Here is a 13,220-nt window from a genome sequence, read left to right as displayed (position 1 = left end):
TCGTCGCCGAGCACGAGCGGCGCAGGAGCGCCGTCGACGCGGTACTCGCCGAGCCCGAGCTGCGGGAGCTGCCCGCCACTCCCGTCGACCTCGCCGAACTCGAGGAGTCGGCACGCCTGGCTTCCACCCGGCGCGACGAGGCGCGGTCGCGGCTCTCGGTGCTCGAGCACCGCGCCGCCCGGCTGGCCGAGCTGGCGGCGGTCGCCGCGCGCCGGCTGCGCTCGCTCGAGGGGCGCCTCCGCCGCTACGAGGAGCTACGCGCCCTCGCCGAGACGGTCGACGGGCGCGGGCAGAACACCCGACGCATGGACCTCGAGTCGTTCGCCCTCGCGGGCCGCCTGGAGGAGATCGTCGGCGCCGCGAACCTCCGCCTCGAGACGATGACGAGTGGCCGGTACACCCTGCTCCACGACGACTCGCTCGCCTACCGCAGGGCCTCCTCCGGTCTCGGCATCGACGTGCTCGACGCCTTCACCGGCGTGCGCCGCCAGCCCGCCTCGCTCTCGGGCGGCGAGACGTTCCTCGCCTCCCTCGCCCTCGCCCTCGGCCTCGCCGACGTCGTCAGCATGCAGTCGGGCGGTATCACGCTCGAGACGATGTTCATCGACGAGGGGTTCGGCTCGCTCGATGCCGAGACGCTCGAGACCGCACTGGGCACGCTCGACGCTCTCCGCACCGGAGGCCGCACGATCGGCCTGATCAGCCATGTCGACGCGATGCGCGAGCGGCTGCCGATCGGGCTCCGCGTCGTCGTCGGCGATCGGGGTGACAGCACGCTCCGCACCGGCTGAGGCTCACCTCGGGTGTCACCCGGTCGCGCGGCGCCCACCTCGGTCGGCACGACCTCCCGTCGACGCCGCACGCGAGCTGCTGGGCCCGAGGCGGTCATCGGCTTGTCCTCGGACGCTCGCGAGCATCGCGACAGCGACCCGACCGGCGGCGCGAGGATCGAGGCCGACCCCACGCATCCGCTACGCCGACCGGCTCGCGACCGACGCCGGTCCCGGCATCGCCCGCGCGACCGGACGGGCCGTCGCTCTCGCCGAGACGCCATCGGCGCGGGCGGGAGCGACGGAGCGCTCTGCCGTGCGCGACGCGCTGCTGCGTTTTGGCGACGTCGAGCGGCGCCGCTCAGCCGATCGCCTCCCGAAGGACGTGCATGAGCGCGTCGAGCTGAACCGTGTCGGCCGAGGCGGTCTCGGCGTCCGCTCCGTCGAGCGCGCGGGCGGCGAGGCCGGCCTTCGCGTCGATGAGCTCGGCGATCTTCGCGTCGATCGTGTGCGCCGCGATGATGCGCCAGGCGGTGACGGGCTCCTCCTGGCCGATGCGGTGAACGCGGTCGATCGCCTGAGTCTGCTCCGCGGAGGTCCAGGACAGCTCGGCGAGCACCACGTTCGACGACGCCTGCAGATTCACCCCGACGCCCGCCGCGGTGAGCGAGCAGACGGCGACCGAGACGTCCGGATCGCTGTTGAACGCGTCGATCTGCGCCTGCCGGAAGGTCGCCGTCTGATCCCCGCGGATCGAGACGGAGGCGAGCTCGCGCTTCTCGAACGTCTCCTCGGCCTGATCCATCACGTCGATGTGCTTCGCGAAGAAGACCACCTTGCCCACCGAGCGGGCCAGCTGCGAGGCGTAGTCGGCAGCCAGCGCCGCCTTCGCCTGCCCGATCCGGCGCACCATCGTGAAGACGTTCTCGCCGGTCTTCGCCGCCTTCGACTCCTCGAGCTCGCTCTGGGCGACGATGCGGATGAACCGGTCGCGCTCGTCGTCGTCGAGCTCGTGCGTGATCGACGCGGTGACGGCCCGGTAGCGCTGCAGCATCCGGGCTCCGAGCTCGCGCTCGGCCTTCTGGATCGAGCGGCCGAGGTCGTCGTCGAGCTCGACGGGCAGGTCGACGATCCGCTTCGAGGGCAGATCGGCGGCCACGTCGATCTTCTTGCGGCGGACGATGCCGAGGTCGATGACGGCCTCGCGCGCCTCCGGGTAGAAGCCGGTGTCGGCGGGAGTGAGACCCGTCTCCTCCAGCCTGCCCATCAGCTCCGGCCCGGGCTTGGTCTCGTCGATCCAGCCGAGGAAACGCCAGATGGCACGGAAGTCGTCGACGTCGTTGATCAGCGGAGTACCCGTGAGCGCGATCATCAGCGGGTCGTGGCCGGGAGTCGTCTCGCGGATCTTCGACGCGAGCGCGAGCACGCTCTGCGAGCGCTGCGAGCGGAGGTTCTTGATGAAGTGCGCCTCGTCGACGACCATCCCGCGGAATCCGAGGCTCCCCAGCCAGCCGATGTGCCGGTCCAGGATGTCGTAGTTGACGATCACGACGTCGGCGAAGGCGTCGAGCGTTCCGCCGTCACCGTGGATCACCGTGGCGCGCCGCTGCGGGGTCCAGTGCTCGACCTCGCGTGCCCAGTTCATCTTGACCACGTTCGGAACCACCGCGAGCAGCGGGTAGGCACCCGAGACGGAGGCGGCGAGCAGGCTCTGCGCGGTCTTGCCCAGGCCGGGCTCGTCGGCGAGCACGAAGCTGCGGTGCCCCTCGCGCGCACTCTCGATGAAGCGCGCCTGATGCGGCATCAGCTCACGTCCGCGCGGTGAGACGCGGTCGAGCTTCGGCGGCTCGGGGAGCTCCATGCTCGCGGCGCGTCCGCCGGCGCCGTACTCGAAGGCCTTGAACAGCGGCCCGAGCAGCTCCCAGTCGTCCAGGCGGCGGCGCGGAGCCGGAGTGGCGGCCTGCGCGACCGAGAAGTCGGGCGGGAGGAAGGGGTTGGCCAGCTGACGGGCGCGCACCGAGGGCGGCACGACCTGGTTCTCCGGGACCTCGGGCTTGGGCTCCGGCTCGGTGACGATCAGCAGCTCGTCGGGGCTGAGCTCGGCGCCCGCTTCAAGCAGCCAGTCGCGCCGCAGCTTCTGCGCGGCGGGCGTGATGCCGGCCTCGGACTCGAGCAGCGCGATCAGGCTGGTGTCTCGCGCGGCCGTCTTGGCGAGGATCGTCGCGATCCCGTCGAGGCGCTTCATCTCCTCGGCGCGCTGAGCCTCGCTGAGCGCGGAGTCGACCTTGACGCGTTTGCGCTCCTCGCGCATCAGCAGCGCGATGACCAGGAACTTCGTCCGGTTGGTCGGCCCGACCTTGCCGGTCTGGGCCTTGGCCTCCACCTCGCGCACACGGCGCGCGAGGATCGGGATGATCCCGGCGTCGTCGACACCGCGCGAGCGCGGTCGGGGTCGGCTGCCGGCGGCGTTCGACGCTCGACGCGTCTGACCGGACTGACGCTGGCCGCTGCGAGCCATGCTCCTCCTCGACGTGGGACGGGGGCGGAGGAGGGGTTCCCGCGCTCTGCCGTCGCCTTGCATCCGCCGGATCGCCTCCGCGGAGGCGACGGGCGTCGGTGCATCCCGTAGCCGTCAAGAACTCCGAGCAACGGGTCTGAGACCCGGTCGCAGCATCCCCGGCGTGCAGGTGCATCGTCAGCCTACTCCTCGGCACACCGTCGGCGGTCCTCCGCCGCAGGATCGGCACACTGTCGGCGGTCCTCCGCCGCAGGAACGGGCGTGCCCGTCGTCACTCCGGGGTCGGGACGCGGATGATCAGTCCGGCGGCGACGAACACGCCGACCGCAGCGAGGCTCAGGGACGACCAGACCGCGTCCGGGAACGCGAACGGCAGCACCGGGTTCCACAGCACGAGCACCGGCACGAGCCCGATCAGCCAGAGAAGGGAGCGCGCCTGGATCGCGAACCAGCCGATCACCGCCGCGAGGATCGCGACCGGGTACCGGATGACGTCGTACGCGTCGGAGCCGACGAGGGCGAGTCCGGCCAGCAGCACGATCGCGGCGAGGATCCCGGGTGCGAGCGCCATCCGCGCCTGGTCCCGGGAGGGGTAGCGGGCGGCGGCGGTGCGGGACGGCTTGCGGGTGCTCACCCGTCGATCGTACGGGGGCGGATACCCCGCCCGGGTACCTGCTCCGGCGCGTAGGCTGGCGGAGTGATCGAGGACCTGAAGAAGCGCTCCCTGCACCGTGCCCGCATCCTGGGCGGCCAGATGCGCGGGCTCGAGAAGATGATCGAGAACGAGGACTACTGCGTGGACATCGTCACGCAGTCCCTCGCCATCCAGAAGTCGCTCGGCTCGCTGAACAAGCTGATCGTCGAGAACCACCTCCGCACGCACATCACCGCGATGTTCGAGGAGGGCGGCGAGGCCCGCGAGGCGGCGATCGCCGAGCTCGTGAAGATCTTCGAGCTCTCCAACAACCGCTCGTGAGCGCCGCCGCCCTGGTCGCCGCGGCGCGTGAGCGCCCGCTGCTGCTCGACGGCGGGCTCGGCACCGAGTTGGAGGCGCGGGGCGCGGCCGTCGACTCCGCCCTCTGGAGCGCCCGGGTCCTCGTCGACGAGCCGCAGCGTGTGCGCGACGCGCATCGCGTCTTCGCCGACGCCGGCGCCCGCGTAGCCGTGACCGCGAGCTACCAGGTCTCGACGAGCGGATTCGCAGCCGTCGGCCTCCCCGCAGAGCTCGCCGAGCGCGCCCTCCGCGCGAGTGTATACCTGGCGAGGGAGGCGCAGAGCGGCTGGGTCGCCGCCTCCGTCGGCCCCTACGGCGCGGCACTCGCCGACGGCTCCGAGTACCGAGCGACGACGGCCTCACGGTGGAGGAGCTGACCCGGTGGCACCGCCCCCGCCTGCGGGCGCTCGCCTCCGCGGGCCCCGACGTGATCGCGGTCGAGACGCTGCCCTCCGTGCGGGAGGTGCACGCCGTCGTCGCCGCCCTCCGCGGCTCCCCTATACCCGCCTGGATCACCGTGAGCGCCCGAGGGAACAGTACGGCCGCGGGCGAACGACTCGCCGAGGCGTTCGCCGTGGCAGCCGCCTCGGACGACGTGATCGGCGTCGGGGTCAACTGCTGCTCGCCTGCGGACGTCGCGGCAGCGGCCCGTCTCGCTCGCCGGGCTACGGGCAAGCTGGTCGTCGTGTACCCGAACAGCGGCGAGGTCTGGGATGCGCCCACACGCCGGTGGACGGGCGACCCGGCCTTCGACTCCGCCCTGGTCGCGTCCTGGCTCGACGCCGGAGCCGACGTGATCGGAGGCTGCTGCCGTGTCGGCCCCGCCGCGATCGCCGCACTCGCCCGCCTGCTCGAGCGCACGGGACCGGGCTGACCTCGGTCCGGGCGTCAGTACTGGCGAGCACGACAGCGCAGCACCGCGCCGACGATCCGGATGTCCGTGAAGCGTGTCGACGCCCCCGTGCGAGCAGCCTCTCGGACGGGACGCCTGACCTCTGGCCGCACGCGCGTGCCCTCCTCACCCGATCACGGGAGAGGGAAACGACCCAGCGGCCGACTCCCCGTCACGCCTGTCTAGGCCGTCTTCGGCCGCGCGAACTCGTCGTACGGCAGCGTGATCGGTCGAGTCCGCGGAGGCATCCGCAGCACCGCCTCGAGTGCCGGGCCCAGCGCCTCCCGCCAGACGCGGTAGCCCTCCTCGTTGAGGTGCAGCCCGTCCGGCGAGTACTGCTCGAGCAGGCCGCCGTCCTCGCCCGCGAGCACCGGCCAGAGATCGAGGTAGCCCGCGTGCGCGGTGGGCGCGAACTGCCAGAGGTGGCGGTTGATACCGCGGATCTGCGGGGCGAACTCGTGTCCGCGGGGCAGGACCGACGTGACCAGGAGGCGCACGTCGGGCAGGTCGCGGCGGAACGTCGCGACGACGGTCTCGATGTTGCGGACGATGTGCTCCGTTGTGCGGTGCCACGCCAGGTCGTTGGTGCCGATCAGGAGCACCACGGTATCCGGCTCCTGCGCGACGAGCTCGGGGAGACGCGCGACGACATCCGCGGTGGTCGCCCCTCCGACTCCCTCGTCAACGACCGTCGAGTGCGTCAGCCACTCACCCCAGGCCCCCGCCTGGATGATGCTGTCCCCGATGAAGAGGACCTTCCCCAGCTCGAGATCGCGCCCCGCGTCCGTACTCGACAGTTCGCTCATCGTGCTCCTCTCTCGGCGTCCCGGGCGGTCTCGCCGCCGTCGGACCCCTCCATTGTCACCGCTGCGCCCGGCGCCCGCCAGGGGAGCGCTCGTCGCCGGAGTCCGGCAGGTCGGCCGCGGTGGCTGTGATGCGGTTGGCCATGCCGTTGAAGATGACGCCGTGGAAGGGCAGGATCGCGAACCAGTAGAGTCGGCCCGCGAGCCCCTGCGGGAAGAAGACCGCGCGCTGCGTGTAGACCGAGCCGCCGCCGTCCGAGGGTTCGGCGCGCATCTCGAGCCATGCGCCTCCCGGCACCTTCATCTCGGCGCGCAGACGCAAGAGGGTCGGCCGCTCGATCGCCTCGACCCGCCAGAAGTCGAGCGCGTCGCCGGCGTGCAGCCGGGCGGAGTCGCGGCGTCCGCGCTGCAGGCCCACTCCCCCGACGAGGCGGTCCATCCAGCCGCGAATCACCCAGGCGAGCGGGAAGGAGTACCAGCCATTCGTGCCGCCGATGCCCTCGATCACCCGCCAGAGCTTGGCCGGGTCGGCCTGGGTGCGCCGCACCTTCAGGTCGACGTAGACGGTGTGGCCGGCCCACTCCGGGTCGCTCGGCAGCGGATCGCTCGGCGCGCCGACGACCTCCGCGTTCTGCCAGCTCGTCTCGATCTCGCCCGCCTGCATCCTGCCCAGCGCGAGCCTGACCGCCCGGCGGTACGAGGTGAGTCCGCCCTCCGGGTCGGGGATGAGCGAGCGGATGTCCTGCTCGTGCACCACGCAGTCGTACTGCAGCGAGGCGATGATCGGCACCGCGAGCGAGCGCGGGATCGGCGTCACGAGGTTGACCCACTGCGAGGCCAGCCACGGGGTGAACACCGGCAGCGACGCGATCGGTCGTTGCCGCAGGCCCGCCTCCACCGCGTAGCCGTTCATCATCTGGCCGTAGCGCAGCACATCGGGCCCACCGATGTCGAAGGTGCGGTTGAGCCGGCGGTCCTCGAGGGAGGCGGCGCCGATCAGGTAGTGCAGCACGTCGCGCACGGCGATCGGCTGGATGAAGTTCCGCACCCACTGCGGCGCGGGCATGTAGGGCAGCACGTCGGTGAGGTGGCGGACCATCTCGAACGAGGTCGATCCGGAGCCGATGATCACGCCGGCCTGCAGCGCGATCGTCGGCACGCCCGACTCCATCAGGATCCGGCCCACCTCCGCGCGCGAGCGGAGGTGCTTCGAGAGCTCCTGGCCGTCAGGGTGCAGGCCACCGAGGTAGACGATGCGGCCGACGCCGCCCGCCATCGCCGCCGAGGCGACGTTCTGCGCGGCGCGGCTCTCGACCTCCTCAAAGTGGGCGTGGTCGTTGCCCGAGCCCATCGAGTGGACGAGGTAGTAGAGGACGTCCACACCGTCGACTGCGGCGGTGAGCGACTCCGGATCGCCGAGATCGCCCTGGGCGACCTCGACCTCCTCCGCCCACGGCACGTCGGAGAGCTTGCGCGGATCGCGCACGAGCACTCGCACGCGGAACCCCGCCTCCAGGAGGCGCGGCGTCAGCCGACCGCCAATGTAGCCGGTCGCGCCGGTGACGAGCGCGAGGGGGCGCGTCGAGTCGGAGGGGGATTGGCTCATGCGGCCACGCTACGCCGATGGCCCCGCGACCTCTCCCGCTGGTGCGGGCCCCCGGCCCCTGCTAGGTGCCCCAGCCACCGAGCGGGCTCACGCGATGCCGAGCACCTCGCGCACGCGCAGCACATCGTCGTTCATCTGGCGGATCAGCGGCTCGACGCCCTCGTAGGCGACCTGTCCCCGAATGCGGCCGACGAAGGCGACCTCGACGACGCGGTCGTAGAGGTCCAGGGTCTCGAGGGTCTGATCGAGCACGTACGCCTCGACCTGCTTCGGCGGTACTCCGGCGAAGGTGGGGTTGCTGCCGACCGAGATCGCGGCCGGATGCGTGACGCCGTCCGTCGTGAGCCTCCCCGCGTACACGCCGTCGGCCGGGATCAGGCCCTGCGACTGCGGCGAGAGGTTGGCGGTCGGGAAGCCCAGCTCTCGCCCGCGCTTCGCGCCGTGCACGACGACTCCGCGAACCACGGGCTCGTGCCCGAGCAGGCGCGTGGCGTGCTCGACGTCACCCTCGGCGAGCAGCTCGCGGATCCAGGTGGAGGAGACGCGGCGGCCGTCCTCCGGCCGGACGTCGTCGATCAGCTCCACCTCGAAGCCGTGCTGCTCGCTCAGCCGGCGCAGCATCCCGATGTCGCCCGCCCCCCGTGCGCCGAAGCGGAAGTCGGAGCCGACGAGCACCACCCGCGCCTCGAGCGCGTCGACGAGCACGTGCTGCACGAACTCCTCGGGCGAGAGCGCGCGGAACTCCTCGTCGAACGTGAGGAGCAGCGTCGCGTCGACCCCGGTCCCCGCGAGCAGCTCGAGCTTCTGCTCGTTGCCCACCAGCGCCGGCGGGCACTTCTCCGGCGCGATCACGCTGAGCGGGTTACGGTCGAAGGTGACCACCACGGCCGCGAGACCGCGCTCACGCGCCCGGTCGTGCAGAGTGCCGATGACCGCGCGGTGTCCCGCGTGCACGCCGTCGAACTTGCCGATGCTCACGGCCGAGGGACCGATGCCGGCGAGGTCGCCCGGCCGCGTCTCGACGCGCATCAGGACGCCGCTCGCGGGCCGCGTCGCCCCTGCACACGGAGCCACCACAGGCCCAGCACCGGCAGAACCAGCGGGATGAGCAGGTAGCCGGCTCCGAAGGCCGCCCAGACGGTCGACTGCCGTCCGAAGGGGTCAGCGCTGGTCAGGCCGAGCAGCTGCGGTTCCAGCACGCTCACGGCGCCGACGACGAGGACGCCGACGAGCTCGAACGTGATCGTCACCCAGGCCACGCGCTGCCAGGCGCGTCCCGGCACGATGAGCGCGACCGTCGCGACGATGTAGACGACCGCCGAGAGAGCCGAGAGCGAGAAGGCGAGGGGCGCCTCGTCGAACCGGTCGATGATCTGGAAGAGGGAGCGACCCGTCGCGGCGAGCGCCAGGATCCCGTAGACCACGACGAGCAGGCTGCCGATCCCGCGGGAGCGGGCAGAGCGGCTCGGGTCGGCACTCGCGGGTGCGGAAGGGAGTCGGGGGTCGTGGGCGGCCCGTCCGGACGCTTCGCTGGCTGGTTTCGACATCGCAGGTCCATGGTAGGCGGTCGAGCGGCAGGGCCCGGTGGCGGCGCGGATCAGGCGCTCTGGACGAACCAGATCTGATGCATCCGGTAGACCATCACGGCGATCGACAGGCAGGCGACGCCGAGGATCAGTGTGCTCCACCGACTCCGCTCGATCAGCGCCCAGAAGCCCGCGGCCAGCGGGAGCAGGAGCGCAGAGATGAGGTAGACGTAGTACTCCGGCAGGCTTCCGGAGGGCCGGTTGCCGACCAGCGGCGAGACGATCGCCACTGCGAGCTGCACGATGAGCAGCAGCTCGACGATCGCGGTCGCACCGACCGACACGTCCGACGGGCGGCGTCCGACGAGGCCGAGCACGAGGCAGAGCAGGCCGGCGGCGACGGCGATCCCGACCTGGAGGATCGTGAACCACTCGATCACGAGGCGGCCGTCCGCAGCTCCTCGGTTGGGAAGTTGACGACGCTTTTGAGCTGGGTGCCGCGGCGCTCGGCGAGCCCGATCAGCCTCTCCCCCGGCCCGACGGCGGCCAGCAGGCCCTTCACCCGTGCGACCTCCTCGGGGGCCGGGATGCGCTTGCCGTTGGCGAGGTCGACGGCCTCGCGGGACTCCAGGCGCAGCAGCGGGAAGAGCTCACCGGCGGCCGCGGCGGGCGGAAGCAGGGCGGCCGGGACGTCGAGCTCGTCGAGCGCACCCGCCCGAACGACGGTGAAGGGGCCGACAGCGGTCCGGCGCAGCACCGTCAGGTGGCCGCCGACGCCGAGCGCCGCTCCGAGATCGCGGGCGAGCGCGCGGATGTAGGTGCCGGAGGAGCAGGTGACGCGCACGTCGAGGTCGAGGAAGCCGTCGACCTCGCGCCGCGCCAGCACATCGAACGACGAGACCGTCACGGGACGTGCCTCGAGCACGACCTCCTCGCCGTCCCGGACTCGGGCGTAGGCACGGCGTCCGTCGACCTTGATCGCGCTCACGGTGCTGGGGATCTGCGCGATCTCGCCGGTGAGGGCGGCGACCGCGTCGACGACCGCCTCCGGGGCGAGCGCGGCGACGAGGGCGGGCTCTGCGGAGCCGAGCAGCTCGCCCTCGCGGTCGTCGGTCGTCGTGGAGGCGCCGAGGCGGATCGTCGCCTCATACTGCTTGTCGAGGCCGACGAGGTAGGTGAGCAGCCGGGTCGAGGGGCCGAGCCCCAGGATCATCAGGCCGGTCGCCATCGGATCGAGCGTCCCCGCGTGGCCGACCTTACGGGTGCCGGCTCGGCGACGCGTCCGCGAGACCAGGTCGTGACTGGTGATCCCCCCCGGCTTGTCCAGGAGGAGGATGCCATTCGGAGCCGACGACGCGGCGGGAGCCGTCGCTGCAACGGCGGCCGGGGCCGTCGGAGCCGGGCTGGGGGTCTCGAGCACGGGTGCGACGATACACCGGCGGATCGGGAGTCCCGTCGCGCGGCCGAGGGGGTGGACGCGGGCCGCTCTAGGCTGTCCGGATGAGGATCGCAGTACTCGGAGCGGGCGCCGTCGGCGGTACCGTCGCCGCTCTTCTCGACCGCGCAGGACACGACGTCGAGGTCACCGCCCGCGGGGAGCACCTCGCGGCGATCCGCCGCTCCGGCCTCCGCCTCGACGGCGCCTGGGGCGAGCACACCGCCTGGGTGCGCTGCGGTGAGACCCTCGATCTCGCTCCCGAGCTCGCCGTCGTCTGCACCAAGGCCCAGGACGCGGAGGACGCGCTGCGGGCGAACCGCCGGACCGTCGACGGCACGCTCGTGGTCGTCGTGCAGAACGGCCTCGACGGCCTCCAGGCCGCGGCACGGCAGGTCCGCGACGCACGGCTCGTCGGCGCGCTGGCGCTCTTCGCCGCGAGCCACCTCGAACCCGGCCGGGTCAGCGTGACCGCCGCGGCCCTCACGACTCTCGGCGTCCCCGGTCGGCCGGCCGACGACGACGTGCGCCGCGCGGCGGTCGTGCTGGGCGAGGCGATCCCGACCGAGACGACCGACGACTTCGTCGGCGCTCAGTGGACCAAGCTCCTGATCAACGAGGTCAACGCACTCCCCGCCATCACCGGGCTCTCGGTCCAGGAGACGGTGGCCGACCCGGGGCTCCGCCGCGTCCTCGCCCGGGCACTGCGGGAGGCGGCGCGCACCGGGATCGCGGCCGGCGTGCGCTTCGGCACGCTGCAGGGGCTCTCTCACGGCTCCATCCGCGCGCTGGCCGCCGCGCCGCTCCCCGTCGTGGAGCTACTCCCCCGCCGGATGGCCGCAGGCATGGGCGAGGTGCCGAATCCGGGATCGACCCTGCAGAGCATCCGCCGCGGTGTGCCGAGCGAGATCGACCACCTGGCCGGAGCTGTCGTCCGCACCGCGGAGCGCGGCGGGCGGGAGGCCCGGGTCAATCAGCTGCTGGTCGAGCTCGTCCACGAGGTCGAGCGCACGGGCGTCTTCCTTCCTCCCGCCGATGTCGTGCGGCGGGCCGCACTGGTCTGAGCCGTGAGCGCGCCGAGGTCGAGACGCACCGAAGCGCTCCTTCGCGGCCGGATCACGCTCGGTCGCGCACGCCTGACCTCAGCAGGAGTCGGCGAAGAGCCTGCGCGGCTGCTCGGGGTCGCGGATGTCGACCAAGATCGTGGCCAGCCGGCGGGGATCCGTGCTCGCCCGGTAGGCCGCGTCGACCGGCGGCTCTTGCGTGTCGAGCCGGATGCTCGTGCTCCACGCGCCGCGCAGCTCGGGCCGCAGCGCGAACTCGCCGTCCACCAGGAGCACCGCATCCTGGCCGGCCGTGCGCCAGCAGGCCTGCCGCGCCTCGTCGCGCACCGAGTCGAAGCCCGCCAACACGAAGCCGGTGCTGCCGCCCAGCCTGAACGGGTCGAGAAGCACTCGACGAAGCAGCTCGTAGTCGTAGCGGCCGCTGTAGGCGCGCTGCTCCTCGGGCACCGACGGATCGTCCCGCTCCAGACGCGGCCGATGGAAGTCGGCGAGGTGCGCGACGATCGCGTCGTGGCCGGCGCGCCGCAACGCCTCCGCCAGCTCGAGGGCGAACACCCCGCTCACCGCGGGGTCATCGCCGTCGACGCCGACCGCGACCCGGCCACGCCCGTAGTTGTGCAGCACCTCCGCTGCAAGAGCGTCGAGCACATCGGCCTTCTGCGGAGCCCACCTGGTCATCCGCCCACGATACGCGCCAGCGCCTAGTGTGGTCTGATGCCCTCCGCCGCCCTCGCCGACGTGATCGTCGACTGGTTCCGCACGAGCGCACGCGATCTGCCCTGGCGCCGCGACGGCTTCCCCGCCTGGGGAACGCTGGTCAGCGAGTTCATGCTCCAGCAGACCCCGGTCGTCCGGGTCGTCCCGCGCCTCGCCGACTGGCTGGAGCGCTGGCCGACGCCCTCCGCCCTGGCCGCGGTTCCGCCCGGCGAGGCGGTGCGCGCCTGGCAGTCGCTCGGCTATCCGCGCCGTGCCCTCCGCCTGCACGCCTGTGCCGTGGCGATCGCCCAGGAGCACGGCGACGTGGTCCCCGACGACGTCGACACCCTCCTCGCCCTGCCAGGAATCGGCGACTACACGGCTCGCGCTATCGCCGTCTTCGCCTACGGCCGCCGGCACCCGGTCGTCGACACCAACGTCCGCCGCGTGATCGCCCGCGCGGTCGACGGAGCAGCCGAGCCCGGCCCTCCCCGCGCGAAGGCCGACCTGGCGGCGATGGCCGCACTCCTTCCCGAGCCTCTACCCGAGGCGGCGGCATTCAACGCCGGGATGATGGAGCTCGGCGCGGTCGTCTGCACGGCTCGCGCTCCGCGCTGCGACGAGTGCCCGATCCGCCACCTCTGCCGATGGCGCGCCGACGGCTACCCGGAGCACACCGGTCCGGTGAAGGCGCCGCAGAAGCGGTTTGAGGGCTCCGACCGCCAAGTGCGCGGCCTCATCCTCGCGGAGCTCCGCGCCGCGCACGCCCCCGTGACCGCCGCGGAGGTGGAGTCGCTCTGGCCCGATGCGCAGCAGCGCCGCCGCGCCCTCGCAGGCCTGCTGGCCGACGGGCTCGCGACCGGCGACCCGGTCGACGGATACCTCCTCCCCGGCGCCTGAGCGCTGCGACTGTCGG

15 protein-coding genes are annotated in these 13,220 nt (G+C 72.5%); 6 read left to right on the top strand and 9 right to left on the bottom strand.

What is annotated here, in order from left to right; translation table 11 throughout:
* The coding region (locus ACH61_RS11020) for an SbcC/MukB-like Walker B domain-containing protein (RefSeq protein WP_269085071.1) at positions 1–791 on the top strand (791 nt) is incomplete at its 5' end.
* A gap of 340 nt (positions 792–1,131) precedes the next feature.
* On the opposite strand, the gene ACH61_RS11015 is transcribed toward ACH61_RS11020, so the two are convergent.
* The gene (locus ACH61_RS11015) at positions 1,132–3,288 is read right to left on the bottom strand and encodes a DEAD/DEAH box helicase (protein WP_068212059.1); all 2,157 of its coding nucleotides are present in this window, start codon (positions 3,286–3,288) and stop codon (positions 1,132–1,134) included.
* A gap of 271 nt (positions 3,289–3,559) precedes the next feature.
* Positions 3,560–3,922 (bottom strand): DUF6804 family protein, encoded by a 363-nt coding sequence (locus ACH61_RS11010; RefSeq protein WP_236713646.1) that lies wholly within the window; start codon positions 3,920–3,922, stop codon positions 3,560–3,562.
* Positions 3,923–3,985: 63 nt separating this feature from the next.
* Between ACH61_RS11010 and ACH61_RS11005 the strand changes: the two genes are divergently transcribed.
* Genes ACH61_RS11005 through ACH61_RS18425 form a run of 3 tightly spaced genes read left to right on the top strand, consistent with a single transcriptional unit; the run spans position 3,986 to position 5,156 of the window.
* On the top strand, positions 3,986–4,264 hold the full coding sequence (locus tag ACH61_RS11005; protein WP_068212057.1) for a metal-sensitive transcriptional regulator: 279 nt from the start codon (positions 3,986–3,988) through the stop codon (positions 4,262–4,264).
* Entirely contained in the window at positions 4,261–4,659 is a 399-nt protein-coding gene (locus ACH61_RS18430) for a homocysteine S-methyltransferase family protein (protein WP_236713645.1), read from the top strand. The genes ACH61_RS11005 and ACH61_RS18430 overlap by 4 nt, the downstream gene beginning before the upstream one ends.
* Entirely contained in the window at positions 4,647–5,156 is a 510-nt protein-coding gene (locus ACH61_RS18425; protein WP_236713644.1) for a homocysteine S-methyltransferase family protein, read from the top strand. Before ACH61_RS18430 ends, ACH61_RS18425 begins: the two co-directional genes overlap by 13 nt.
* 200 nt (positions 5,157–5,356) lie before the next feature.
* On the opposite strand, the gene ACH61_RS10995 is transcribed toward ACH61_RS18425, so the two are convergent.
* The 6 genes from ACH61_RS10995 to truB all read right to left on the bottom strand — a co-directional run bounded on the left by ACH61_RS10995 (position 5,357) and on the right by truB (position 10,529).
* On the bottom strand, positions 5,357–5,980 hold the full coding sequence (locus ACH61_RS10995; RefSeq protein WP_068212055.1) for a GDSL-type esterase/lipase family protein: 624 nt from the start codon (positions 5,978–5,980) through the stop codon (positions 5,357–5,359).
* A 55-nt stretch (positions 5,981–6,035) separates the two neighbouring features.
* Positions 6,036–7,583, bottom strand: coding sequence for an SDR family oxidoreductase (locus tag ACH61_RS10990; protein ID WP_068212053.1), 1,548 nt, complete (start codon positions 7,581–7,583; stop codon positions 6,036–6,038).
* Positions 7,584–7,670: 87 nt separating this feature from the next.
* Complete coding sequence (locus ACH61_RS10985) at positions 7,671–8,612, bottom strand: bifunctional riboflavin kinase/FAD synthetase (protein WP_068212051.1); 942 nt, start codon at positions 8,610–8,612, stop codon at positions 7,671–7,673.
* Positions 8,612–9,130 (bottom strand): hypothetical protein, encoded by a 519-nt coding sequence (locus tag ACH61_RS10980; protein ID WP_068212049.1) that lies wholly within the window; start codon positions 9,128–9,130, stop codon positions 8,612–8,614. The genes ACH61_RS10985 and ACH61_RS10980 overlap by 1 nt, the downstream gene beginning before the upstream one ends.
* 50 nt (positions 9,131–9,180) lie before the next feature.
* Positions 9,181–9,549, bottom strand: coding sequence for a hypothetical protein (locus tag ACH61_RS10975; RefSeq protein WP_068212047.1), 369 nt, complete (start codon positions 9,547–9,549; stop codon positions 9,181–9,183).
* Complete coding sequence (gene truB / locus ACH61_RS10970; RefSeq protein WP_082845206.1) at positions 9,546–10,529, bottom strand: tRNA pseudouridine(55) synthase TruB; 984 nt, start codon at positions 10,527–10,529, stop codon at positions 9,546–9,548. The genes ACH61_RS10975 and truB overlap by 4 nt, the downstream gene beginning before the upstream one ends.
* Before the next feature lie 80 nt (positions 10,530–10,609).
* Between truB and ACH61_RS10965 the strand changes: the two genes are divergently transcribed.
* Complete coding sequence (locus ACH61_RS10965) at positions 10,610–11,608, top strand: ketopantoate reductase family protein (RefSeq protein WP_068212045.1); 999 nt, start codon at positions 10,610–10,612, stop codon at positions 11,606–11,608.
* Positions 11,609–11,686: 78 nt separating this feature from the next.
* On the opposite strand, the gene ACH61_RS10960 is transcribed toward ACH61_RS10965, so the two are convergent.
* Entirely contained in the window at positions 11,687–12,286 is a 600-nt protein-coding gene (locus ACH61_RS10960) for a nucleoside/nucleotide kinase family protein (protein WP_132504128.1), read from the bottom strand.
* Between the two features lie 36 nt (positions 12,287–12,322).
* Between ACH61_RS10960 and ACH61_RS10955 the strand changes: the two genes are divergently transcribed.
* Complete coding sequence (locus ACH61_RS10955; RefSeq protein WP_068212040.1) at positions 12,323–13,204, top strand: HhH-GPD family protein; 882 nt, start codon at positions 12,323–12,325, stop codon at positions 13,202–13,204.
* Positions 13,205–13,220 lie beyond the last annotated feature (16 nt).

Source organism: Rathayibacter tanaceti, from assembly GCF_001634385.1.
Taxonomy (GTDB): domain Bacteria; phylum Actinomycetota; class Actinomycetes; order Actinomycetales; family Microbacteriaceae; genus Rathayibacter; species Rathayibacter tanaceti.
The sequence above is the reverse complement of the archived record's forward strand: the minus strand, read 5'-3'. Positions and strand labels throughout refer to the sequence as shown.